General features: G+C 65.7%; 14 protein-coding genes and 1 pseudogene. 6 read left to right on the top strand and 9 right to left on the bottom strand.

The genetic code is table 11. The features are described from left to right. Positions 1-85: 85 nt before the first annotated feature. From ACN2C8_RS02065 to ACN2C8_RS02055, 3 genes are all read right to left on the bottom strand, one after another. Positions 86-1,642, bottom strand: a complete 1,557-nt coding sequence (locus tag ACN2C8_RS02065) for a class I adenylate-forming enzyme family protein (RefSeq protein ID WP_419254143.1) — start codon at positions 1,640-1,642, stop codon at positions 86-88. 152 nt (positions 1,643-1,794) lie between these two features. Further along, positions 1,795-3,885 carry a 3-hydroxyacyl-CoA dehydrogenase NAD-binding domain-containing protein gene (locus ACN2C8_RS02060; RefSeq protein WP_419254142.1) on the bottom strand — a complete coding sequence of 697 codons (2,091 nt, stop codon included), beginning with the start codon at positions 3,883-3,885 and terminating at the stop codon, positions 1,795-1,797. Between the two features lie 395 nt (positions 3,886-4,280). Then, on the bottom strand, positions 4,281-5,507 hold the full coding sequence (locus ACN2C8_RS02055; protein ID WP_419254141.1) for a serine hydrolase domain-containing protein: 1,227 nt from the start codon (positions 5,505-5,507) through the stop codon (positions 4,281-4,283). Positions 5,508-5,845: 338 nt separating this feature from the next. Here ACN2C8_RS02055 and ACN2C8_RS02050 point away from each other — a divergent pair, with 338 nt between their 5' ends. Continuing rightward, positions 5,846-7,075, top strand: a complete 1,230-nt coding sequence (locus ACN2C8_RS02050) for a TetR/AcrR family transcriptional regulator (RefSeq protein ID WP_419254140.1) — start codon at positions 5,846-5,848, stop codon at positions 7,073-7,075. Between the two features lie 72 nt (positions 7,076-7,147). Here the strand turns inward: ACN2C8_RS02050 and ACN2C8_RS02045 are convergent. After that, a pseudogene (locus tag ACN2C8_RS02045) lies at positions 7,148-10,420 on the bottom strand (TonB-dependent receptor); the annotation flags it as partial. A gap of 188 nt (positions 10,421-10,608) precedes the next feature. On the opposite strand from ACN2C8_RS02045, the gene ACN2C8_RS02040 reads away from it, so the two are divergent. The 4 genes from ACN2C8_RS02040 to ACN2C8_RS02025 are packed head-to-tail and all read left to right on the top strand — an operon-like array spanning position 10,609 to position 16,862. After that, positions 10,609-11,148, top strand: coding sequence for a MarR family winged helix-turn-helix transcriptional regulator (locus ACN2C8_RS02040; protein ID WP_419254139.1), 540 nt, complete (start codon positions 10,609-10,611; stop codon positions 11,146-11,148). Between the two features lie 19 nt (positions 11,149-11,167). Next, positions 11,168-12,655 carry an efflux transporter outer membrane subunit gene (locus tag ACN2C8_RS02035; RefSeq protein ID WP_419254138.1) on the top strand — a complete coding sequence of 496 codons (1,488 nt, stop codon included), beginning with the start codon at positions 11,168-11,170 and terminating at the stop codon, positions 12,653-12,655. A gap of 11 nt (positions 12,656-12,666) precedes the next feature. Continuing rightward, entirely contained in the window at positions 12,667-13,743 is a 1,077-nt protein-coding gene (locus ACN2C8_RS02030; RefSeq protein WP_419254137.1) for an efflux RND transporter periplasmic adaptor subunit, read from the top strand. Continuing rightward, positions 13,743-16,862, top strand: a complete 3,120-nt coding sequence (locus ACN2C8_RS02025) for an efflux RND transporter permease subunit (protein ID WP_419254136.1) — start codon at positions 13,743-13,745, stop codon at positions 16,860-16,862. Before ACN2C8_RS02030 ends, ACN2C8_RS02025 begins: the two co-directional genes overlap by 1 nt. A gap of 48 nt (positions 16,863-16,910) precedes the next feature. Here the strand turns inward: ACN2C8_RS02025 and ACN2C8_RS02020 are convergent, their stop codons facing one another. The 5 genes from ACN2C8_RS02020 to rpsL form a co-directional block, all read right to left on the bottom strand. Further along, the gene (locus ACN2C8_RS02020) at positions 16,911-18,446 is read right to left on the bottom strand and encodes a M20/M25/M40 family metallo-hydrolase (RefSeq protein WP_419254135.1); all 1,536 of its coding nucleotides are present in this window, start codon (positions 18,444-18,446) and stop codon (positions 16,911-16,913) included. 183 nt (positions 18,447-18,629) lie between these two features. After that, on the bottom strand, positions 18,630-19,820 hold the full coding sequence (gene tuf, locus ACN2C8_RS02015; RefSeq protein WP_419251742.1) for an elongation factor Tu: 1,191 nt from the start codon (positions 19,818-19,820) through the stop codon (positions 18,630-18,632). A gap of 124 nt (positions 19,821-19,944) precedes the next feature. Continuing rightward, positions 19,945-22,023: an elongation factor G gene (gene fusA / locus ACN2C8_RS02010; RefSeq protein WP_419254134.1), complete on the bottom strand. Its 2,079-nt coding sequence runs from the start codon at positions 22,021-22,023 to the stop codon at positions 19,945-19,947. 105 nt (positions 22,024-22,128) lie between these two features. Next, the gene (rpsG, locus tag ACN2C8_RS02005) at positions 22,129-22,602 is read right to left on the bottom strand and encodes a 30S ribosomal protein S7 (RefSeq protein ID WP_419254133.1); all 474 of its coding nucleotides are present in this window, start codon (positions 22,600-22,602) and stop codon (positions 22,129-22,131) included. Positions 22,603-22,614: 12 nt separating this feature from the next. Beyond that, positions 22,615-22,986, bottom strand: coding sequence for a 30S ribosomal protein S12 (rpsL, locus tag ACN2C8_RS02000; protein ID WP_007661566.1), 372 nt, complete (start codon positions 22,984-22,986; stop codon positions 22,615-22,617). Between the two features lie 331 nt (positions 22,987-23,317). Here rpsL and ACN2C8_RS01995 point away from each other — a divergent pair, with 331 nt between their 5' ends. Continuing rightward, a complete protein-coding gene (locus ACN2C8_RS01995; RefSeq protein WP_419254132.1) occupies positions 23,318-24,016 on the top strand; it encodes a hypothetical protein in 699 nt (232 codons plus the stop codon). Positions 24,017-24,109 lie beyond the last annotated feature (93 nt).

The raw sequence follows: 24,109 nt of genomic DNA, 5'->3' as shown, positions 1-24,109 counted from the left end.
CGCCCTATGGCGTCACCTTATGGTTAAGCAACCGTAACAACCGATTCCGTTCGCCCCACTGCGGCGCGCCGTCGCGGGGAAAAGCTCAGGCTTTCGATGAAGCCTGCCATGAGTCGCGCAGTTCGCGCTTGAGAACCTTGCCGATGTGGCTGCGCGGCAAAGCCTCGACCAGGTACAGTTCCGCCACCCGCTGGGTCTTGCCCACCCGACTGTTGACGAAGGTCTTGATCTCGTCGGCGCTAGCGCTGACCCCGGCCTTGAGGGCCACGAAGGCGACCGGCGTCTCGCCCCAGGCGTCGGACGGCACGCCGACCACGGCGGCCTCGGCAACGGCCTCGTGCTTGACGATCTCGGCCTCCAGGTCGCTGGGATAGATGTTGAAGCCGCCGCTGATGATCATGTCCTTCTTGCGGTCCATCAGCGTGAGGAAGCCCTCCTCGTCGAACCGGCCCACATCGCCGGTGCGGATGAAGCGTTTCCCCTCGGGACAGGTCCAGGTCGCCTCGGCGGTCTTGCCCGGCTGGCCGTGATAGCCGTTCATCATGCCGGCCGAGCGCCCGACGATCTCGCCGACCACGCCGGGCCCGACCTGCACGCCGTCTTCGTCGATCAGCCGGATGTCATGGCCCGGCGCCGGCTGGCCCACTGTGTGGAGCTTGTCCGGGTGCTCGTGGCACATCAGGATGCAGGTGCCGCCGCCTTCGGTCATGCCGAAATACTCGACCAGCCCGCCGGGCCAGCGCTTGAGCACATCGGCCTTGAGGTTGGCCGCGAACGGCGCGCTGGTGCAGAACTTCAGGTGGGTGGTCGACAGGTCAAAGCTGTCGAAATCGGGCCGCTCCATCAGCCGGCGGTACTGCACGGGCACCAGCATGGTGTGGCTCATGCGGTATTTCTGGGCCAGCTCCAGATATTTGCCGGCGTCGAACTTCTTCATCAGCACCACCGTGCCGCCGCCCGCCAGGGTGGGGAAGAAGCAGACCAGGGTGGTGTTGGAATAGAGCGGGGTCGACAGCAGCGTGACCGCCGTAGGGCCATAACCGACCGCGTCGCCCCGGAACACGTGCTTCCAGCGCATGGCGTGCGACTGGACGATGCCCTTGGGCGTGCCGGTGGTGCCGCTGGAATAGATGATGTTGAACGGCGCTTCGGGCGCGATCTCGACCGGTGCTGGCTTTGCGCCTTCCGGAGCCAGCCAGGCGTCGAACGCCTCGCCCGCGTTTGAGCCGTCCAGCGCGATCAGGCGCACCGGAACCGGGGCGGGCTTCTGGGCCTCGGCCACGCCGGCGTCGAGGAAGAACAGCTTGGCCCCGCAGTCGGCGACCATGCCGGCTATGGCATCGGGCGTCGAGGACGGCGCGATCGGCGCCACAGCCGCCCCGGCCCGCAGGCCGCCCAGGAACACCGCCGTATAGGGGATGGATGAGAGGGCACAGACCGCGACCGCCTCACCCGGCGCGATCCCGTCGCGTTGCAGGGCCGCCGCCACGCGATCGACCAGGGCGTCGAACTGGGCGTAGGTCACCGCCTCGCCGGTTTCCATGATGATGGCCGGATGGTCGGGGTGTTCCTGCGCCCGCAGCCGCAGGATGTCACCCATCACGCCATAGTCGGCGGACATCATGGCGGCGATGGTGGTCATGGGCGGAGGCTCTTCTTCTCCCTTCCCCCTTCGATGGGGGAAGGGTCGGGGATGGGGGTGACAGCGGGTCAGGATGAAGCGCGGCCCAGCAAGCCCAACCGCCGCGTCACCCCCAACCCTGCCCTTCCCCCATCAAGGGGGAAGGGTTCAAATCAGGCGTCCTTGAAGCCCTTGCCCTCGGCCACCAGCCGCTCCAGCAGGGCCGACGGCTTGAAGTCCTCGCCCAGCGTGGCGTGGAATTCCTTCATCTTGGCCAGCACCTTGTCGAGGCCGACCAGTTCGCCCCAGAACATCGGGCCGCCGGTGTAGACCGGCCAGCCATAACCGTTGAGCCACACCGTATCGATGTCGGACGCCCGGATGGCCTTGCCCTCTTCGAGGATCTTCGCGCCCTCATTGACCATGGGGTAGAGGCACCGCTCCAGGATCTCCTGGTCGGTGATGTCGCGGCGCTGGATCTGGCGCTTCTCGGCAAAGTCGCGGATCACTTCCTCGACGATGGCCGACGGCTTTGCCACTCGGTTTTCGTCGTAGTCGTAGAAGCCCTTGCCGTTCTTCTGGCCGCGACGGTCCATCTCGCACAGCACTTCGCGCACGGTCGAAGACGAGGTCTTGGCAGCGTCCCAGCCGATATCGAGGCCGGCCAGATCGCTCATGGCGAACGGGCCCATGGGCAGGCCGAAGTCGTAGAGCACCCGGTCGACATCCCAGGGCATGGCGCCTTCCAGGATCAGCTTCTGGGCCTCGCGCTGGCGCTGGGCCAGCATGCGGTTTCCGACGAAGCCATGGCAGTTGCCGACCAGCACCGCGACCTTGCCGATCTTCTTGCCGATCTGCATCGAGGTGGCGATCACCGACTTGTCGGTCTTCTTGCCACGGACAATCTCCAGCAGGCGCATGACATTGGCCGGCGAGAAGAAGTGCAGGCCGATCACGCTTTCCGGCCGCGAGGTCGAGGCCGCGATCACGTCGATGTCGAGATACGAGGTGTTCGAGGCCAGGATCGCGCCGGGCTTGGCGATCTTGTCCAGCTTGCCGAACACTTCCTTCTTGATCTCCATCAGCTCGAACACAGCCTCGATGATCAGGTCGCAGTCGGCCAGGTCTTCCAGCGACATCGAGGGCGTCAGCAGCGCCATGCGCTTTTCGACGTCGTCCTGGGTGATGCGGCCCTTCTTGGCGGTGTTCTCGTAGTTCTTGCGGATCACCGCGACGCCGCGATCCAGGTTTTCCTGCTTCATCTCGATGATCGTCACCGGGATGCCGGCGTTGAGGAAGTTCATCGAGATGCCGCCGCCCATGGTGCCGGCGCCGATGACGCCGACCTTCTTGACGGGGATGATGGCGGTATCGTCCGGCACGTCGGGGATCTTGGCGGCCTGACGTTCGGCGAAGAACACGTGGCGCTGGGCGGCCGACTGGCTGCCGGTCATCAGCTCCATGAACAGCCTGCGCTCGGCCTTCAGGCCTTCGTCGAAGGGCAGGTTCACCGCCGCCTCGATGCACTTGATGTTGTTTTCCGGAGCCATGAAGCCACGGAACTTCTTGGCGTTGGCGGCGCGGAAGGCCTCGAAGATTTCAGGCTTGCCACGGGCGGCCTCGACCTTGGCGTTCAGCTCGCGAACCTTGGCCAGGGGCCGCTTCTCGGCCAGCACCTTCTGGGCGTAGGCGATGGCGCCGGCGCGGAGGTTCCCCTCCTCGACCAGTTCGTCGAACAGACCCATCGCAAGAGCGGCCTTGGCCGGCACGTGCTGACCGCTGGTGACCATCTCCAGCGCCTTCTCGACGCCGACGATGCGCGGCAGGCGCTGGGTGCCGCCGGCCCCCGGCAGCAAGCCGATGTTCACTTCGGGCAGACCACCCTTGGCCGAGGGCACGGCGACGCGGTAGTGCGCCACCAAGGCCACTTCCAGGCCGCCACCCAGCACCGTGCCGTGGATCGCGGCGATCACCGGCTTGGGCGAGTTTTCGATGGTGTTCTGCACGTCCTGCAGGGACGGGCCGGTCATGGCCTTGCCGAACTCGGTGATGTCGGCGCCGGCGATGAAGGTCTTGCCTTCGCAGATCAGCACGATGGCCTTGACGGCCGGATCGGCGATCGCCGCGTCGAAGGCGCCCGAAAGCCCCTCGCGTACGGCGGCCGACAGCGCGTTGACCGGCGGCGAGTTCAGCGTGACGACGCCGATGTCGCCTTCGACAGTTAGATCGGTGACGGCGTTGATCGCGGTCATGGCGGTTTCCACCCCTGCTCTTTTGAACGGTTGTTTGAAGACAAAACCTGCACGGCCAGACGCGGATGTCCAGCCTGACGAAGCGGCGCCCGAATTGTGGGCAGCCGGCGTTGACGGCGTGGTGAACATACTACAAGTTCGAAACAGTAATTTCAGCCAAGATTGTCCGTGGGGGCGGACGACGCGTTGAACGCGGTCGGACCCCCACTGCCATGAGAACGATCGGGCTGGGGGAGGGCGTACGCGTGGGAGCTGGGACTTGGGACGCGACTTGCAAGCGTCCCGGAATTTCGAAGTCATGGTTTTTGCGCGGGCGCGGCGCGTTGTGGCCAATGCGTCGAACTTAGGTAAAGCGCACTTCGGCGCGGGAGCCCGGCTCCCGCGCCGTTTTTCTTTCGTGCCTGTCGCTAGGCCGCTGACTCCGTGAACGCCGAATAGACCAGCGTCCGCAACTCGCGCCGGATGGGGTAGGCGGTCGACGGCATCAGCTGGGTCATGAACACCACCGCCAGGTCCTCGACCGGATCGATCCAGAACGCCGTCGAAGCCATGCCACCCCAGAAATATTCGCCGTGCGAGCCGATGTTCTTGGTCCGCGCCTGGTCGACCGTCATCGCAAAGCCGAGGCCAAAGCCCAGGCCTTCGAACACCGCCTCGCTGAACAGCGACTTGGACAGCGCGGTCAGTTCCTTGCCGCCCGGCAGGTGATTGATGGTCATCAGCCTGATGGTCTTGGGGCTGAGCAGCCGCGCGCCGTCCAGCTCGCCGCCGTTCAGCAGCATGCGGCAGAAGCGCATATAGTCGTCAGCCGTCGAGACCAGGCCGCCGCCGCCCGACTTGACCGAGGGGTCGGTCAGGTAGCGGCTCTTTTCCGGATCATCCTGCAGGACGATCTTGCCCGTCGGGGTCAGGGCGTAGCAGGCGGTAAAGCGGGCGCGCTGGCTCTCCGGTACGAAAAAGCTGGTGTCGACCATCTTCAGCGGATCGAAAATGCGGCTCTTGAGGAAGGCGTCGAAGGGCTGGCCGGAGATCTTCTCGACCAGATAGCCCAGCACGTCGGTGGCCACCGAATAGTTCCAGGCCTCGCCGGGGCTGAACTCCAGCGGCACGGTGCCCAGCCTGTCGACAAACTCCTGCAGGCCGCCTTCGCTATCGATGCCGTCCAGCTTCAGCTTGCGATAGGCGGCGTCGACATTGGTGCGCTGCTGGAAGCCATAGGTCAGGCCTGCGGTGTGGCGCAGCAGGTCCAGCATCCGCATCGGCTCGGCCGAACGCTTGGTCTGGAACGCGCCCAGCACGCCCGCCTGGAAAACCCCCAGGTCGCGCCAGGCTGGAATGAAGCGATGGACGGGATCATCGAGCGAGACCTTGCCCTCCTCGACCAGCATCATGAAGGCGACGCTGGTGACGGGCTTGGTCATCGAATAGATGCGAAACAGGCTGTCAGCCTTCAGCGGCTTGCCGCGCTCGATATCGGCCGATCCCAGCACGGACGTATAGGCCAGCTGGCCGCGTCGCCAGACCTGGGTCAGGGCGCAGGGCAGCTTGCCGCTGTCGATGTATTTTTCCTGGATGAAGGTCTCGATGCGCTTCAGGCGCTCGGACGACAGCCCCACAGCTTCAGGCGTGCTCACGATTCTACATCTCCCCTGCGACCGCCCCCGCAGGGAGGGCGTTGTCTTTGTTGGCGACGAGACCTTGTGAAGCGATGTTCGCTCTACGCGTCCCGCGCAGGGTTATTGAAAACGAGGGAACACCGATGGGCAAGGACCTGAGCAACAAGGCCGCCCAAGAAGACGTCGAAGGCGCCCAGCCGATCGGCGTTCTGCAACAAAGCTGAAAAACGCCGGATCCGAAGGCCTGTTATTGTCGAGATAATCGAGGCGCGGCCTTTGCGCCGCCTCTCGACGCGCCTAAATTGCATCAAGTAGTCGAGCAACCGGCGTAAAACGGTGCTTCGGGGGTCCTGCGTATGGATGATGGACGGATCGCGGGCGTGGCCACGGCGCGCTATGCGCGCAAGAAGGAAGCCATCCTGGCGGCGGCCACGGCGATCCTCAACCGTCAGGGCGTGCGCGGCATGACCCTGGCCGACGTCGCCGCCCGCGTGGGCCTGATCACTACCAGCGTCACCTACTATTACCGCAAGAAGGACGATCTGGCGGCCGCCTGCTTCATGCGCGGCCTGGAGCGGTTCGACGCCATGATCGCCCAGGCGGCGGCCCAGCCCGATCCGCCCTCGCGCCTCAAGACCTTCATCGATCTGTATCTCGATCTGAACCGGCGCGTGCGACTTGGCGAGGCGACGCCCCTGACCAGCTTCACCGAGATCAAGGCCCTGAAGGAGCCGTTGCGCTCGTCGGTCTCCAACGCCTTCAACGACCTGTTCCGCCGCGTGCGCGGCTTCTTCGAGGGCGAGGGCTTCGAGCATCTGGAAAAGCGCCAGCGCAACGCCCGCACCCACCTGTTGATGGAGCAGGTGTTCTGGTCTGGCACCTGGCTGCGACGCTACGATCCGGACGACTATGAACGCGTCCGCGACAAGATCTACGACATCCTGATCGGCGGCCTGGCCGCGCCCGGCCGCGCCTGGACGCCAACCGCCCTGCCCGATCCGACCCCGGTCTCGTCCGAGGGCCAGGAATGGCGAGAGACCTTCCTGGTCGCCGCTACCCGGCTGATCAATCAACGCGGCTATCGCGGCGCCTCGGTCGAGGACATCTCGGCGGCGCTGAATGTCACCAAGGGTTCATTCTACCACCACCACGAGGACAAGGACGCCCTGGTGGTGGAGTGCTTCCAGCGCACCTTCGCCGTGACCCGCAAGTCGCAGGTCGACGCCCGCGCCAGCAAGGGATCGTCCTGGGACCAGGTGGCCGCCGCCACCGCGACCCTGGTGGCCTATCAGTTGTCGGACCACGGCCCCCTGCTGCGCGCTTCGTCGATGGGCGCCCTGCCCACCGATATCCGCCACGACATGGCCGAGGGCTATGGCCGGGGCTCCGAACGGTTCGCGGCAATGATCTCGGACGGCATCGCCGACGGCTCGATCCGACCCGTCGATCCTATGATCGCCGCCCACATGATCAATTCGATGCTCAACGCCGCCGCCTCTCTGGGCGCCTGGGTGCCTGGGGTCGAGCGGGACGAAGCGGCCGAACTGTTCGCGCGTCCGCTGCTGATGGGCGTGTTCACGCGTTAACCGTCACCCCCCAAAACGAAAGAAGCGCGCCCCGCGAAGGGCGCGCTTCCGTCTTGATCGCTCCAGCGAGAACTAGAACTTCTTGCGCAGACCCACCTTGTAGGTCCGGCCCAGCGGATCCCCGGTGAAGGGGTCGTAGCCGAGGTCCAGACGGGCGTAGGACGGATCCTTGTCGAACAGGTTGGTGATCGCCGCAGTGAGCGTGGTGTCCCAGGGCAGGAAGACGCGATAGGCCAGATCGGTCAGGACCTGGGCGTCGATCGTCTTGCCGTTGGTGATCTGCACGCCTGCGCCCGTGGTGTCCTTGTAGGCGTTGGCCGCGAAGGGCGCCGTGCGCTGGTCGGTGTAGGAGTCGATATAGTGGACCGTCAGGCGCACATTGTGCGGCCCCATGCTCCACTCGCCATGGATGTCGCCCTTCCACTGCGGGATCGGCACGACCGTGGTCTGGTAGTTCAGCAGGCCGACAGCGTCGAAGGCCTTCTCGACCACCACGCCCTCGACGCTGGTGGCGCCGACCTTGTATTCGGCGATGTAGGTGGCGTTGCCGCCGACCGAGAGATCCCCGCCCAGGACGTTGTCGAACCGGTAGTCGACCGAGAAGTCGAAGCCCGAGTTCTTCACCGCTGCGCCGTTGATGTAGTTGGTCTTCAGGCGGGCGATCGTGGTCGGCGGGCCGCAGGCGCCGTTGAAGGTAAACCGCGCGGCCAGGGTCGGATAGAGCGCGCAGTTATTGGCCCCCGTGGCGCCGTTCGGATAGAGGGTGTTGACGATGCCCGCCACTGGTTCGGTGACGATCGGGTTTTTGAAGTCGAACTGGAAGTAGTCGATGCTGGCCTTCAGGTTGCCCGCCTTGAACAGCAGGCCGGCATTGTAGGTATTGGCCTTTTCCGGATCCAGGTTGGGGTTGCCGAAGATGTCGACGGCCCGGAACGTGCCCAGGATGCTTTGCAGCGAGGTCACCGAGGTGGTGGTGGTGATCGGATCTGGCGGCCCGCGGAAGGTAGAGCCGGCTGAACCGCGCACGGCCAGCCAGGGCAGGGCCTGCCAGCGCGCCGAGATCTTCGGATTGAAGGTGTCGCCCACCGCGCCGCCATAGTCCTCGAAGCGGGCCGCCAGTTGCACCTGGAAGCTGTCGGTCACCGGCACCGACAGTTCGCCGAACGCGGCCATCACGTCAGACTGGTTGTCGGCCTCGTTGCCCACGCCCAGGAACATGAAGGGGCCGTTGCGCTGCGAGCCCGTGCAGGTCGTGACGCCGAAGTCGGGCGTGTTGACGCACGGATTGATCGCCGCGTTGCTGATGTCGTTATAGTCAGCCTTGAAATAGGTGCGGCGATACTGGACACCCGCCGCCCAGGCCACGTCGCCGCCCGCCAGGGTGATGGCGGTCTTGCCGTTCAGCACCGCCTCACCAACGAACAGTCGCGAGGACTGCTTGGTCGACAGCTTCTGGAAGAACCACTTGGCGAGGTCCTTGTTGATCGCCAGGGACGAGTTGTAGGCCGGGTTGGCGACGCCGGTGATGGCATTGCTGGGGATCGCGCTGGCGAAGGGGTTGAAGTACATGCAACCGCCGACCCCGGCCGTGCCCTGAATGCCAGGCAGGCTTGAGTTGCTGTCGCAGGTCGGACCACCCAGGCCCTGCAGGGCCAGGGCATATCGGTTCACCAGGGTGTCGTAACCGGTCCGAATGCCGATCTGCTGGGAATAGGTCAGGGCCATTTCCCAGCCGATTCCGTTATCGAATTCGCCCTTCAGGTCACCAGACACCCGGAACGCGTCAAAGCTGCGCGAGCCAATCGACGGGCCGTAGTCGAAAGCCGGATTGCCGCCGATGCCGAACGGCCGGTTGGCGACGTTGAGCGCGCCAAAGGCGAAGATCGAGCCCGGAGCGGTGGACTGGGTTCCATTGACCAGGCTGGTTAGGCTGACCGTGGGATTGGCGGCGATGAAGGCCTGCAGACCAGGATTGCTGGCCGGCACGACGAAGCGTCCGGGAATGGCCGAGGCTTCAGCCGTTGGAACGGCTAGCGCCGCATAGGACGGCGAGGTGTTCCAGTCGGGAACGTCCGTGTGGGCGTAGAGAACCTCGACATGGAACCTGGTCTTGTCCGACAGGTCGGCATTGACCTCGCCATAGACCTGGATGCCGTCCGACTTCTCCACGAGATTGTCGAAGGGCGTGTATTTCCAGTAGCAGACCGGTGTCAGGCCGCTGAAGCCCGGGAAGCCGCCGAGACCGCCGCAGGCCGGATCGCGCATGGCGTTTGTGGAGCTGGCCAGAGGGATAAAGGTCGAGGGGCTGCCCGCCGCAGAATAGCCGGCTTCCGGATTGGCAAGATAGGGCGTGTTGGCCCAGTCGCGCTCGGCGACGCTGAGCTTGGAGCGGTGCTGCCAGCCGGCGCTGACAAGCAGATTGCCGTTGTCCCAGACCTTGCCGAAAGTGGCGTTGAGGCTGTAGTCGCCGTCCGAGCCGTCGATCATCCGGTAGTCGGCGCCCACTTCCAGGCCGCTGAAGTTCTTCTTGGTAATGAAGTTGACGACGCCGGCGATGGCGTCCGAGCCATAGGTCGCCGCCGCGCCGTCCTTGAGCACTTCAAGGCGACCAATGGCGGCGGCGGGGATGATGTTGGTGTCGACGATGCCGGCGCCGGCGGCGCCGAACGGGTTGATCGCCAGGCGGCGGCCGTTCAGCAGCACCAGGGTGCGCTGCGAGCCAAGGCCGCGAAGATTGACCGAACCGGAGCCTTCTGACCCCTGGGCGCGGCTGTCGAACTGGTTGGTGTCGCCCAGCACGCCGTTCGAAACCGACAGCGCCTTGAGCAGTTCAACGGTGGAGGGAGAGCCTCGCTTCTGCAGCTCTTCGGCGCCGATCACGTCGACCGGCAGGGCGGCATCCTCAGGCGTGCCACGGATGAACGAGCCGGTGACGACGACTTCCTCGACCTCAGTGGGCGTGGTGTCAGGCCGGGTCTGGGCGTGAGCCGCCCCGGCGCTTAGGGCGATGGCCAACGCCAGTGACGAGCCGCCGCGCAGGAACACGGTTCTTTTCATTATGCTTCCCTCCCTCGTTTGCTTTTTTGGTGCTTATTTTTAGGGGGCCGTGGTCGATCTCAGTCGTCTGGACGCCTTGCAAGGCAGGTCTCTGGCCAAATCACGCCATCGAGAGCGAAATCTGGCGCCGCAGCATTTTCGAAACCTGATGATGCACCGCACCCAACCGACACGCCTGGGATCTCCCTGAGCCGGATACCGGAAAACGCAAGCCTACTGCCTCACACAACGGCGCAAGGCGGGCCCCGAACCTGAATCCGAACGCCTGTTTCGATGATGCGGTATGTTTCCAAGGGACGCAACTGTCTGTCGCGTGAACGCGCGAACCGCCTTCATCCGGCCAAGCCTGTCGTGGCCAGGAGCCGGGAAGGCGGCCACGATCGGCTACGCCTGCTGAAGGCAAGTGAACGTCGGTCCGGGGGCGGAACATCCCTAAGCGCCTTGATTGCTAAGTTGCTTAATGATAATCCCCGTACATGATTGGCGATTCAGGACCGTCCGAATGCGCGCCCCGCGCCGCCTATGCCGACAGGCTGCACGACCCGATCATGCAGCGCCTGAAGGCGATCTCGTTTCTGAACCTCGAGATCAGCAAGAAGATCGGCGAAACCCTGGGGGTCAACGTCACCGACATGGCGGCGATGGAACTGTTGATCGATGCACGCACCCTGACGCCCAGCCAACTTGCCAGTCAGCTGAAGGTGACGACCGCTGCCGCCACCCAGATCGTGGACCGTCTGGAGCGCGCCGGCCATGTCACCCGCGAGCGAAAGACCATCGATCGTCGCAAAATCTTCGTCGTTCCGGTGGAGGCTTCGGAGGTGCGGGCCTTCGCGCTACTGGCGCCGATGCTCGATGCCCTGAGCGGCGTGATTTCTGACCTCGACCCCGCCGAACGCCGCGCCATCGAGACCTTTCTGGACCAAGTCGTCGATATCTACCTCCAAGCCTCGGGGCTACCGCCCCTGTGTCCCGAACCGACTGAGCCCGATGACGCCTCCCCCATTGTTCCCTAGCGCGCCCGAGTACTGGCAGATGAATCCTAGCAAGACCGGCCCGCGGCTCAGGTCGGGCGCGAGCATGTCGGCTATGGCCTTGGCCCTGACGGGACTGGCCTTGGCCGGTTGCGCGACCGCCCCACGCCACACAGCCGAAACCCGCTTGCCCGCCGCCTATGAGGTCACAGCCGGGGCTCCCCTGCCCGACCAGACGCTGGACCGCTGGTGGACGGTGTTCAACGATCCGGCCCTGACCCAGCTGGTGGACACCGCCCTGGAGCAGAGCCAGGACGCCCGCCTGGCCGCCGCGCGCCTGGACGAGGCCCGCGCCGTGCGCCGGGGCCAGGTGCGGCAGCTCTATATTCCCTCCACGCCGCTGACCGGCTCAGCCAGTCGCACCAGCACCGATATCGTCGACCAGAGCGGTCCGGGCGGCTTTACCCAGAGCGGCGACAGCGAAAGCTACCGCGCCAGTTTCGACGTCAGCTGGGAACTGGACCTGATCGGCCGCCGCCGCGCCGCCATGGGGGTGGTCAACAACGATCTGGCCGCCAGTCGCTTTGCCTATGAAGGCGCGCGCGCCGCCCTGGCCGCCAATGTCGCCCAGTCCTATTTTCAGGCTCGCGTCCTGGCCGTGCAGCTGGAAGACGCTCGCGAGAGCGCCCGCATCGCCCGGTCGCTATCCGACCTGGCCGGAACACGCGCCACGCGCGGGCTGTCGCCGAGCTCCGACGCCGACCGCGCCGCCGCGGATCTGGCCCAGTCCGAGGCCCAGGTCGCCAGCCTGGAGGCCGAGCTTCAGGTCGCCCGCCGCAGCCTGCTGATCCTGGTCGGGCGCGGGATCGATCCCCTGGCCAGCCTGCCGGTTCCTGCCGCACTGGCCGATGCGCCGCCCGCGCCCGCCGCCATCCCCGGAACCCTGCTGGCCCGCCGCCCCGACGTCCGCGAATCCCAGGCCCGGCTGGCCTCAGCCTCGGCCAATCTCAAGGTCAACGAGCTGGCGCTGTTCCCGACCTTCACCCTGTCGCCGGGTATTGGCCTGACCAAGGCGATCTCGCCCAGCTTCCTGACGCCGGGGGCCACGTCCTCGACCACCAGCTCGGCGTGGTCGATCGGCCTGGACCTGTCGATCCCTGTGCTGAACATCCCCAAGCTTCTGGCCGATATCGACGCCCAGGATGCCCGCACCGAGCAGGCCGCCATCACCTACGAGAGGTCGGTGCAGGCCGCGTTCGGCGAGGCCGAGGGCGCCCTGCTCCAGCTGTCGGCCGATCAGCGCCGGGTCGCCCTGCTCAGCGCCGGCGAGCGTCGCGCGGCCACGGCCTACGAGGCCAGCCGTCGCGGCTACGCTGCGGGTCTGACCGACCTGACATCGGCCCTGCAGATCGAACAGTCCTGGCGCGCCGCCCGCACGGCTCTCAGCGGCGCGCGGGGCCAGGCCCTGCAACGCGCCGTCCAGTCCTACAAGGCGCTTGGCGGCGGCTGGTCGCCCCAAGCCCTTCCCGAAAAAGCCTCTTCGCGATGAGATCCTCCCCGATGAACCGCCCCCTGATCGCCACCCTGCTCCTGACAACGGCCTTGATGACAATGACCGTTGGCCTCACCGCCTGCGGCGGCAAGAAGGACGAGCCCGCCGCCGCCACGGCCGCGAACCAGGGGGCCCGCGCCGTCACCGTCGGCCGCGTTGAAAGCCGCCCGCTGGGCGCCGGGTTCGAAGCCTCGGGCCAGTTGGTCCCGCGCGAAGAGGCGGCCGTTGGCTCGGAGCTGGCCGGCTATCGCGTGGCCCGGGTCTATGTCGAGGAAGGGGCCTATGTCCGCGCCGGCCAGCCCCTGGTCCAACTGGACGACACCCTGCTGCGCGCCCAGATCGCCCAGCAGGCGGCGCTGACCGCCCAGGCCCAGGCCGAGGCCGCGCGCGTCGCTGGCTTGGACGGCCAGGGCGTCCTCAGCCAGGAACAGATCGAAAGCCGTCGCTATGCCGCCAAGGCCCAGGAAGCGGCCCTGGCCGAACTGCGCACGCGCTCGAGCCGCATGACCATCACCGCGCCGGTGGGCGGACGGGTTCTGGAACGCACCGTGCGCCCCGGCGAAATCTCGGGCGGGGCCACCATGCCCTGGTTCCGCATCGCCCGCGACGGCCTGGTCGAGCTGGACGCCGAGGTGGGCGACGCCCAGCTGTCATCCCTCGCGGTCGGTCAATCGGCCCAGGTCATGCTGCCCGACGGCCGCTCGGTGTCGGGCGTCGTGCGCCTGATCAGTCCGCGCATCGACGCGGCGACGCGCCTGGGCAAGGTGCGCCTGCGCCTGCCCACCGATTCAGGCCTGCGCCCGGGCGGCTTTGGCCGCGCCATCTTCGCCGCCTCGGGCCGCAAGGTGAAGGCCGCGCCCGAAACCGCGATCCGCTATGACGCCGAAGGCTCGTCCCTGGTCACCGTCGACGCCTCCAACCGCGCCCGCCAGGCGCCCGTCCGCACCGGTCAGCGCGGCGGCGGCTGGGTAGAACTGCTCGACGGCCCGCCCGTTGGCTCGCGCGTGCTGCTGGGCGGCTCGGCCTTCACCCTCGACGGCGATCTGGTCAAGCCGACCGACGCCAATGGCAAGGCCGCTCGCTAATGGCCGGCGTTCGCATATCTGCCTGGTCGATCAAGAACCCGATCCCGGTCGCGGTCCTTTTCATCGCCCTGATCCTGGCGGGGGTCGCCAGTTACATGATGCTGCCCATCAAGCAGTATCCCAATGTCTCGTTCCCGCTGGTGGCGGTGACCATCACCCAGAGCGGCGCGGCCGCCGGCGAGATGGAAACCCAGATCACCCGTCAGGTCGAAGACGCCCTGGCCGGCATCTCCAACGTCAAGAGCATCCGCTCATCGGTCGTGCAGGGCGTTTCGACCACCTCGATCGAGTTCGAGATCGGCGAGGACCTGCAAAAGGCCACAGACGAGGTGCGCTCCAAGATCGATCAGGCGCGGGCCCTGCTGCCGCGCGAGATCGACGAGCCGATCGTCCAGCGTGTCGACCTGGATTCGCTGCCGATCATCACCTACGCGGTGTCCTCCCCGTCCATGACGATCAGCGAGCTGTCATGGTTCGTGGACGACACCATCAGCCGCAGCCTGCAGGGCGAAAAGGGCGTCGCCCAGGTCGGACGGGTCGGCGGCGTGGATCGCGAGATCAACATTGTCATCGACCCCGACCGCATGGCCGCCGCCGGCCTGACCGCGCCGCAGCTCAACGCGGCCCTGGCCAGTTTCAGCGTCGATGCCCCGGGCGGACGACTGGCGATCGGCGCGCGCGAACAGACTGTCCGCGTCCTGGCCGCAGCCCGCACCGTCGAGCAGCTCCGGGCCGTGACCATCCCCACCAGCGGCGGACGCTTCGTGCGTCTGACCGATGTGGCTGAGGTTGGCGACGGCGCTGGCGAGGCCCGCTCCTTCGCCCGTCTGGATGGCCGCCCCGTGGTCGCCTTCCAGGTCAGCAAGACCAAGGAAGCCAGCGATGTGCGCGTCGAGGACGCCATCATTATCGCCATCGACAAGCTGGTCGAGGCCCACCCTGACGTCACCTTCACCAAGATCTACTCCATCGTCGACGACACGCGCGCCAGCTTCGAGGCCACACGGACCACCCTGCTCGAAGGCATGCTGCTGGCCGCTCTGGTGGTGTTTCTGTTCCTGCGCGAATGGCGCGCCACCCTGATCACCGCCATCGCCATGCCGATGTCGCTGATCCCGACCTTCATCTTCATGGCGATCATGGGCTTTTCGCTCAATGTCGTGACCCTGCTGGGCCTGACCCTGGTGATCGGCATCCTGGTCGATGACGCCATCGTCGAGATCGAGAATATCGAAAAACGCATCGCCGCCGGCGAGCGTCCCTATGCGGCGGCCATGGTCGGCGCCGACGCGATCGGGCTCGCGGTCGTGGCCACCACCTTCACCATCGTGGCGGTGTTCGCGCCGGTGGCCTTCATGCCCGGCATTCCCGGTCAGTTCTTCCGGGAGTTTGGCCTCACCGTCGCGGTGGCGGTGCTGTTCTCGCTGGTCGTGGCGCGTCTGCTGACGCCGCTGCTGGCCGCCTATTTCCTCAAGCCGGCCACCAACCCCCACCCGCGCAAGCCGTTCAAGGGCCTGTATCGCAACGTGCTGGAATGGGCGCTGGACCACCGGATCGTCGCCTGCGTCATCGGCGGCGTGATCTTCGCCTTCTCGCTCTTCATGGCCAGCAACCTGCCCGCTGGATTCCAGCCGCCGGCCAACAACAACTATTACTATCTCAAGGTCCAGGGCCCGCCGGGCGCCACGGCGGCCGACATGGACCGCGCCGTCCAGTCGATCACCAAGCTGTTCAAGGCGCGCCCCGAGACTGCCCACGTCTTCGCCCAGGTCGGGTCGGTGATCGCCGCCAGCGGTCCCGGCGGCGGCTCGGGCGGCAGCGACCTGCGCGACGGCACAGTGACCATCGTGCTGCATGACGAGCGCGAGTTGCGGGTCCCCGAGATCAAGGCCCTGATGCGCGACAAGCTGATGGATCTGCCCGACGTTCGGGTCAATCTGCTCAGCGATGACGGCTCGGCCGAGGTCTCCACCATCCTGACCAGCGAAGACGGCACGGCGCTGGAACGCGCCGCCCTGGCGCTGGAACGCCAGATGCGCGGCTTGAAGACCATTGCCGACCCGCGCCCGGCCTCGCCGCCCAGCGGTCCAGAGATCGTCATCCGCCCGCGCGCCGATGAAGCGGCTCGCCTGGGCGTCTCGGCCGCCGACATCGCCGCCGTCGCCCGCGTCGCCACGGTGGGCGACATCGACGCCAATGTCGCCAAGCTGACCGACGGCGAGCGCCGTCTGCCGATCCGGGTGCGCCTGCCCGACAACATTCGTGGCGACCTCGCCCAGATCAAGGCTCTGCAGCTGCCGACAGCGTCCGGAGGCTATACGCGCCTGGACGCCGTGGCCGATGTCGAGTTCCAGGCCGGTCCGGCCAAGATCGAGCGCTATGGCCGCAAGCGCCAGCTGACCACTGAGGCGGATCTGCAGCCCGGCGTTGTGCTGGGCTCAGCCACCGTTGAAGTCGACAATCTGCCGATCATGAAAAACCTGCCGGCCGGGGTCGAGAAGGCCACGGGCGGCACCGAGGAAGCGATGGGCGAACTGTTCGGCGGCTTCGCCATCGCCCTGCTCTCGGCCATCTTCCTGGTGTTCGGCGTCATGGCCCTGCTGTTTGGCAGCTTCTTCAAGCCGATCACCATCATGTCGGCCCTGCCGCTGGCCATCGGCGGCGCCTTTGCGGGCCTGCTGGTCTGCGGCATGAGCATGTCGATCCCGTCGCTGATCGGCCTGCTGATGCTGATGGGCCTGGCCGCCAAGAACTCGATCCTGCTGGTCGACTACGCCATCGAGGAGGAACGGGCCGGCAAGAGCCAGCGCGACGCCATCCTCGAAGCCTGTCGTGAACGCGCCCGTCCGATCATCATGACCACACTGGCGATGATGGCCGGCATGCTGCCCACCGCCCTTGGCATTGGAAAGGGCGCCGAGTTCCGCCAGCCCATGGCCGTGGCGGTGATCGGCGGGCTGATCACCTCGACGGTCCTGTCGCTGGTGCTGGTGCCGGTGGTCTATGAGATCGTCGACGACTTCGAAAACTGGCTGAAGCCCAAACTGGCGCGCTGGACCACGCCGCGCGAAGCGCCGGTCACGGCGACGCCGGACGGGGCGCCGGCCGACCGGCTCTAGAATCAGGGGCCCCGGTACGAACCGGGGCCCTTTTTTCATGAAGATCTCTCAGCGGATCGAGGCGATCTCGTACAGGAAATCGACATAGCTCATGGTCGCCCCGACCAGCCCCTCGACCTTGGGATTGGAGGACTCGATAACCAGATATTCGTTGGGGGCGTGGGCGCCGCTGCCGTGACCCAGGCCGAACTGTCCGGCCGGCAGGCCGACGGGCGCCGAGGTGAAGACCGCGCCCGGCCATGACCCTGCCAGTCGCGGATAGACCGAGGTCTCGACCCCCAGACGCTTGTAGCTATTGAGCTCAGCGCGGATCAGGCGGCTGTTCTCGTCGGTCTCGGTCGGATCATAGCCGCCGCTGACATTGACCTCGATGTCCTGGAAGCCGCGCTTGTCGAGATGGGCGCGCAGCTTGGCCACGCAGTCAGCCATGGTCATATTGGGCACCAGGCGCAGGTCGATCTTGGCGACGGCGCGGCCCGGCAGCACGGTCTTGCCGCCAGGGCCGGTATAGCCGGAGACCAGCCCCTCGATATTGACCGTGGGTTGCGAGGCCAGGCGCTCCAGGGCCTTTTCCCAGGGCAGGTCGTCGATCCAGCGGTCGACCCCGAGGGCCCGCTTGGCGTCGGCTTCGCTCATCCGCTGGGCCGCCAGGGCGATCAACTCGCGTTCGCGCGCGGTCAGCGGCCGCACCTTCTCGAAATAGCCGTCGATCGCCGGGGTATTGCCATCCGGCGTAACCAGGGTGGCCAGGGCCTGGACCAGACGCCAGGCGGGGCTGTCGACCCGGGCCTTCTCGCTGGAATGGATATCGGTCTTGGGCCCCCGCCCCCATTTGGCGCCGCTGGCCACCAGTTCGAACTCGACCACCCCCTTGGCCCCCAGATTGACGCTGACGCCGCCATTGCTGGGGCTCTGCCAGCCCGCCGGAATGACCACGCCCTCGCAGCGCTTCAGCGCCGCCAGAATGTGCGGCCGGGTGACGATCTGGTGGAAATGGGGACTGCCGATCTCCTCCTCGCCCTCGCAGACCAGCACCAGATTGACCGGCGACTTGCGACCGGCCGCCCGCAGGGCGTGAAGCGCGGCCAGGAATGCCGCCTCGGGGCCCTTCTGGTTGACGGCCCCGCGACCGACGATGACCTTGCCAAAACCCGGCTTGTCGACGATGCGCGCCTCCAGCGGCGGCGAACTCCATTCGGCGGGGTCGAACTGCTTCACATCGTACATGAAGTAGATGCCCATCCAGCGCTTGGCGCCGACGTCCAGGGTGGCGAACACCCCGGGATAGCCATCGGTGGGCACCTTCTCGACCTGCTGGAAGCCGGCGTCGCGGGCCAGGGCCATCATGTAGTCGGCGCCCTTGTCCATGTCGCGGTCTTCGGCGGCGATGGACGGCAGGGCGATCCAGTCCTGGATGCGCTTGACCGAGGCGTCAAAGCCGGTTTCGGCCGCCTTGCGGACCGCAGTCAGGTCCCCGCTGGCGGCGAAGGTCAGGCCCGGTGTGAACAGGGTGAGGGCGGCGGCCCCCGTCAGTAGTGCGCGGCGGTCCTGCACAAGGCCAGAGCGCTTGGATGTGTTGGTCATGCCGTTCCCCAGGATCAGACGTCGAGGGGATTAGAACCAGATGCGCCGGGTGCGGCAAGGGTTCCAGGGTCGGGGCGTCCTGGCCGGTCAGTCGGCCGACACGCGCCCCCCCAAAGCAAAAGGCCCCGGCGTTTCCGCCGGGGCCTTCGCTTTTAGATCAGCTTGTCGCTGAAGATCGGTCGACTACTCGACGATCTTGGCAACCACGCCGGCGCCGACCGTACGGCCGCCTTCGCGAATGGCGAAGCGCAGACCCTGGTCCATGGCGATCGGGGTGATCAGCTCGACGTCCAGCTCGGCGTTGTCGCCCGGCATGATCATTTCCACGCCTTCGCGCAGCTTGATGATCCCGGTGACGTCCGTCGTGCGGAAGTAGAACTGCGGGCGATAGTTGGTGAAGAACGGGGTGTGACGGCCGCCTTCTTCCTTGTTGAGGATATAGGCCTCAGCAACGAACTTGGTGTGCGGCGTGATCGAACCCGGCTTGCACAGCACTTGGCCGCGCTCGACGTCTTCGCGCTTGGTGCCGCGCAGCAGGACGCCGACGTTGTCGCCAGCTTGACCTTGGTCGAGCAGCTTGCGGAACATTTCGACGCCCGTGCAGGTCGTCTTCTGAACCGGACGGATGCCGACGATTTCGACTTCTTCGCCGACCTTGACGATACCCTTTTCGATACGACCGGTCACAACCGTGCCGCGGCCCGAGATCGAGAACACGTCTTCGACCGGCATCAGGAACGGCAGGTCCAGCGGACGCGCCGGCTGCGGGATGTAGTCGTCAACCGTCTGCATCAGCGCCAGGATCGACTGTTCGCCGATCACCGGGTTGCCACCGTCGATGGCGACCTTGGCCGAGCCCTTGGTGATCGGAATGTCGTCGCCCGGGAAGTCATACGACGAAAGCAGCTCGCGCACTTCCATCTCGACCAGCTCGAGCAGCTCTTCGTCGTCGACCAGGTCGACCTTGTTCATGTAGACGACCAGGGCGGGAACGCCGACCTGACGGGCCAGCAGGATGTGCTCGCGGGTCTGGGGCATCGGGCCGTCGGCGGCCGAAACCACCAGGATCGCGCCGTCCATCTGCGCGGCGCCGGTGATCATGTTCTTCACATAGTCGGCGTGGCCGGGGCAGTCGACGTGGGCGTAGTGACGGTTGGCCGTCTCATATTCCACGTGCGCGGTGTTGATCGTGATGCCGCGGGCCTTTTCTTCCGGCGCAGCGTCGATGTCGGCGTAGTTCATCGCCTTGCCGCCGCCGGTCTTGGCCAGCGTGATGGTGATCGCAGCCGTCAGCGTCGTCTTGCCATGGTCAACGTGACCGATGGTGCCGATGTTGCAGTGCGGCTTGTTACGTTCGAACTTTTCCTTGGCCATTTTTCTCTACCTTAGGACCCCAGAGGGGCCTCAAATTAATGGGAATTTCTGGGGTTCTTGTTGAGAGGGCCCCTATCGGAGCCCTCTCTGCTTGCTTCGTGCAGGCTTTCCCGGAGGGAAAAGCTTACGCGTACTTCTTGATCACTTCGTCGGCGACGTGTTGCGGCACCGGCTCGTAGTGATCGTATTGCATGGTGAACTGGGCGCGGCCTTGCGACATGCCCCGCAGGGTGTTCACGTAGCCGAACATGTTGGCCAGCGGCACGAAGGCGTTAACCACCGTGGCGTTGCCGCGCATGTCTTGACCCTGGATCATGCCACGACGGCTGTTCAGGTCGCCGATGACCGAACCCAGATAGTCTTCCGGGGTCACGACTTCGACGGCCATGATCGGCTCGAGCAGCTTGGGAGCGCCCTTTTCGCGCAGCTCCTTGAAGGCGGCGCGCGACGCGATTTCGAACGCCAGCACGCTGGAGTCGACGTCGTGGTACTTGCCGTCCGTCAGGGTGGCCTTGAAGTCGATCAGCGGGAAGCCGGCCAGCAGGCCGTTGTCCTTGACCGAGTTCAGACCCTTTTCGACGCCCGGGATGTATTCCTTGGGCACCGCGCCGCCGACGATCGAGTTTTCGAACACGAAGCCCGAACCGGGCTCGCCGGGTTCGAAGGTGATCATGACGCGGGCGAACTGGCCCGTACCGCCGGTCTGCTTCTTGTGGGTGTAGTCGATGTCGACCGTCTTACCCAGGCTTTCGCGATAGGCAACCTGCGGCGCGCCGATATTGGCTTCGACCTTGTAGGTCCGCTTCAGGATGTCGATCTTGATGTCCAGGTGCAGCTCGCCCATGCCCTTCAGGATCGTCTGGCCGCTTTCGAAGTCGGTCGAGACGGTGAAGGACGGATCTTCGGCGGCCAGCTTCTGCAGGGCGACGCCCAGCTTCTCCTGGTCGGCCTTCGACTTGGGCTCGACGGCGATTTCGATCACGGGCGCCGGGAAGATCATGCGCTCCAGGATCACCGGAGACTTCAGCGGATCGCACAGGGTATCACCGGTGCGGGTGTCCTTGAGGCCAGCCAGAGCGACGATGTCGCCGGCGAAGGCTTCCTTGATGTCTTCGCGGTTGTTGGAGTGCATGAGCAGCATGCGGCCAACGCGCTCGCGCTTGTCGCGCGTGGCGTTGAGCAGGCCCATGCCGGTTTCCAGCTTGCCCGAATAGATGCGGCAGAAGGTCAGCGAACCGACGAAGGGGTCGTCCATGATCTTGAACGCCAGAACCGACAGCGGCTCTTCGTCCGAGGCCTTGCGGACGATTTCTTCTTCGGTCTTGAAGTCGATGCCCTTGGTCGGCGGGATGTCCAGCGGCGACGGCAGGTAGTCGACGACGGCGTCCAGGAGCGTCTGCACGCCCTTGTTCTTGAAGGCCGAGCCGCAGAGGATCGGATAGAAGGCGCCGGTCAGCACGGCCTTGCGGATGCACTTCTTCAGCACGGCTTCCGAGGGCTCTTCGCCGCTCAGATAGGCTTCCATCGCCTCGTCGTCCATTTCGACGGCGGCTTCAACCAGATAGGCGTGAGCCTCAACGGCCTTGTCCAGCAGGTCGGCGGGGATTTCTTCGTCGCGGAAGTTGGCGCCCAGGGCGTCGTTGTCCCAGACAACGGCCTTCATGCGGACCAGGTCAACCAGGCCGCTCAGGGTGTTTTCCGAACCGATCGGGAACTGGATCGGCACGGCCTTGGCGCCCAGGCGGTCGCGGATCGACTCGACCGACTTGTCGAAGTCGGCGCCGATCTTGTCCATCTTGTTGACGAACACGATGCGCGGAACGTTGTACTTGTCAGCCTGACGCCAGACGGTTTCGGTCTGGGGCTCAACACCGGCGTTGCCGTCCAGAACGGCGACAGCGCCGTCGAGCACGCGCAGGCTGCGCTCGACTTCAATCGTGAAGTCGACGTGGCCGGGGGTGTCGATGATGTTGAGGCGCTTTTCTTTCCAGAAAGCGGTCGTCGCGGCGGACGTGATGGTGATGCCGCGCTCTTGCTCCTGGTCCATCCAGTCCATGGTCGCGGCGCCGTCGTGGACTTCGCCGATCTTGTGCGACTTACCTGTGTAATACAGGATCCGCTCGGTCGTCGTCGTCTTCCCGGCGTCGATGTGCGCCATGATGCCGAAGTTACGGTAGTCTTCGATTTTATGCTGGCGGGCCATGATGGAGCTCTGCGTAGCGCTGCCGTGAGGCAGGGACATTTAAACGTGCGGCGCGGGCGGTTTATCGCAAACCGCCCGCGCCTGAAAGAGTGCTGGTAAGAAAGGTTACCAGCGGTAGTGCGAGAACGCCCGGTTGGCTTCAGCCATCTTGTGGGTGTCTTCGCGCTTCTTCACCGCGGTGCCGCGGTTGTTGGAAGCGTCGAGCAGTTCACCGGCCAGCTTCTCGGTCATGGTGTTCTCGCCGCGCTTGCGCGCAGCGGTCACCAGCCAACGGATGGCCAGGGCGCGACGACGGTCCGGACGGACTTCCACGGGCACCTGATAGGTGGCGCCGCCAACGCGACGCGACCGGACTTCGATCGCCGGGGCGACGTTGTCGAGGGCGGAGTGGAAGGTTTCCAGGGGACCCTGGTCCTTGCGCTTGGTTTCGATGATGTCGAAAGCACCATAGATGATGTTTTCGGCGACGGCTTTTTTGCCCTCGTACATCACGTAGTTCATGAATTTGGTGACCACCAGGTCTCCGAACTTCGGGTCCGGCAGAACTTGGCGTTTCTCGGCGCGACGGCGGCGTGACATGCTTCTTTTTCCTTACTTCGGACGCTTGGCGCCGTAGAGCGAACGACGCTGCTTACGATCCTTGACACCTTGGGTGTCGAGGACGCCGCGCAGGATGTGATAACGGACGCCGGGCAAATCCTTGACGCGGCCGCCGCGGATGAGCACCACCGAGTGCTCCTGCAGGTTGTGGCCTTCGCCCGGGATGTAGCAAACGGCTTCGATGCCGGTGGTCAGACGGACCTTGGCGACCTTACGCAGAGCCGAGTTGGGCTTCTTCGGGGTCGTCGTATAGACGCGGGTGCAAACACCACGGCGTTGCGGGCAGCCCTTGAGGGCGGGCACCTTGTTCCGGACCGGCTTAGGCTGGCGCGGCTTACGGATGAGCTGGTTGACGGTAGGCATTAAGTCTCTGCTCTGATGGAAGCGTGTGCCTGTCGGCCGAGGCGCTTCGGGTCCTAGTCATGTATTCCGGCTTGCAAGGCTCCGGATGGAGACCCGATAAACACGAAACTCGCCGGGACGCGGAAAGCGTTCCGGCGGGCAATCCGTCGGTAGGGGACGGGCGCTTATCAGGACGGGCGCAGGGCCCACCTCGAAAGAGCGCGGTATTTACTCGCGAAGTCGATCCGCGTCAACGCCGGTGATTGCGTCGGTTAATGAGGCCTTAAAGGCCACGCTTTCGCCACTTCCAATGGCGAGGCTGCGGGCCTTGTACCCTTTTGTCGAATGATCAGTGACCTTGCCAACGGCGCGCTCCAAACCGCTGAGACCGAGCGCTGTTCTGGCCGGCTCCCTCGCCGCCCACGCACTGGTGCTGGCCCTGTTGGCCTTTCCCCGCATCGAGGCCTTTCCCGACCACTCCAATGACGAGGACGCCCTGACGGTGACCCTGGAGCGGATCGACCGGACGTCGCAGACCCCGTCCGACGCCCCAGCCGCCAGCGCGCCCGGCCAGATCCAGGCGCGAACGCCCCGCGCGGTCTTTCGCTCGCCCGTGGCGCCGCTGATGGTTCCGGGCCTGCCGGCCGCGCCGCGACCCGGAACGGCCCTGCATCCCGCCCCCCTGCCCGAAGGCCCCAGGGGCGATCTGCGCGCCGCCCTGCGCGGCAGCGGCGTGGGCTGCGCCAATGGGCCTGCAGTCGGGTTGAACCGGCGGGAACAGGAGCGCTGCCAAGAGCGGTGGGGCGAGGCGGCGCGCAAGGCTCCAGTCTATGCCGAAGCGCCCATCGACCCGCGCAAACGCGCGGCCTTCGATCAGGTCGCAGCAGGGCAAGCGGCCTACCGCCGCTATCTGGAATCCCCCATGGCCCCGGGCGTCGACCATCGCAGCCGTGATGGTCTCGGCCAGGCCAAGGACATCCCGTTCGTGATGGGCGACACCGACGGCATTGGCCGCAAGAAGTCGGACCAGAGCCTGGGGATCAAACCGTAGTCGGGCCGCAGGATTTTGCACCGAGGCCGTCAACCGGGGTCGAAACGCAAAAGGCCCGGGATCGCTCCCGGGCCTTCCAAAGTTCTAGAGGGT

The sequence above is a fragment of the Caulobacter sp. ErkDOM-C genome (genome assembly GCF_048541825.1).
In the GTDB taxonomy this organism is placed as follows: domain Bacteria; phylum Pseudomonadota; class Alphaproteobacteria; order Caulobacterales; family Caulobacteraceae; genus Caulobacter.
The sequence above is the reverse complement of the archived record's forward strand: the minus strand, read 5'-3'. Positions and strand labels throughout refer to the sequence as shown.

What these genes read in the sequence shown, in the direction of transcription:
- ACN2C8_RS02065 (WP_419254143.1), bottom strand. Translation starts at nt 1,642, where the DNA reads ATGACCACCATCGCCGCCATGATGTCCGCCGACTATGGCGTGATGGGT.
- ACN2C8_RS02050 (WP_419254140.1), top strand. Translation starts at nt 5,846, where the DNA reads ATGGATGATGGACGGATCGCGGGCGTGGCCACGGCGCGCTATGCGCGC.
- ACN2C8_RS02040 (WP_419254139.1), top strand. Translation starts at nt 10,609, where the DNA reads ATGATTGGCGATTCAGGACCGTCCGAATGCGCGCCCCGCGCCGCCTAT.
- ACN2C8_RS02035 (WP_419254138.1), top strand. Translation starts at nt 11,168, where the DNA reads ATGAATCCTAGCAAGACCGGCCCGCGGCTCAGGTCGGGCGCGAGCATG.
- ACN2C8_RS02030 (WP_419254137.1), top strand. Translation starts at nt 12,667, where the DNA reads ATGAACCGCCCCCTGATCGCCACCCTGCTCCTGACAACGGCCTTGATG.
- ACN2C8_RS02025 (WP_419254136.1), top strand. Translation starts at nt 13,743, where the DNA reads ATGGCCGGCGTTCGCATATCTGCCTGGTCGATCAAGAACCCGATCCCG.
- ACN2C8_RS02020 (WP_419254135.1), bottom strand. Translation starts at nt 18,446, where the DNA reads ATGACCAACACATCCAAGCGCTCTGGCCTTGTGCAGGACCGCCGCGCA.
- tuf (WP_419251742.1), bottom strand. Translation starts at nt 19,820, where the DNA reads ATGGCCAAGGAAAAGTTCGAACGTAACAAGCCGCACTGCAACATCGGC.
- fusA (WP_419254134.1), bottom strand. Translation starts at nt 22,023, where the DNA reads ATGGCCCGCCAGCATAAAATCGAAGACTACCGTAACTTCGGCATCATG.
- rpsG (WP_419254133.1), bottom strand. Translation starts at nt 22,602, where the DNA reads ATGTCACGCCGCCGTCGCGCCGAGAAACGCCAAGTTCTGCCGGACCCG.
- rpsL (WP_007661566.1), bottom strand. Translation starts at nt 22,986, where the DNA reads ATGCCTACCGTCAACCAGCTCATCCGTAAGCCGCGCCAGCCTAAGCCG.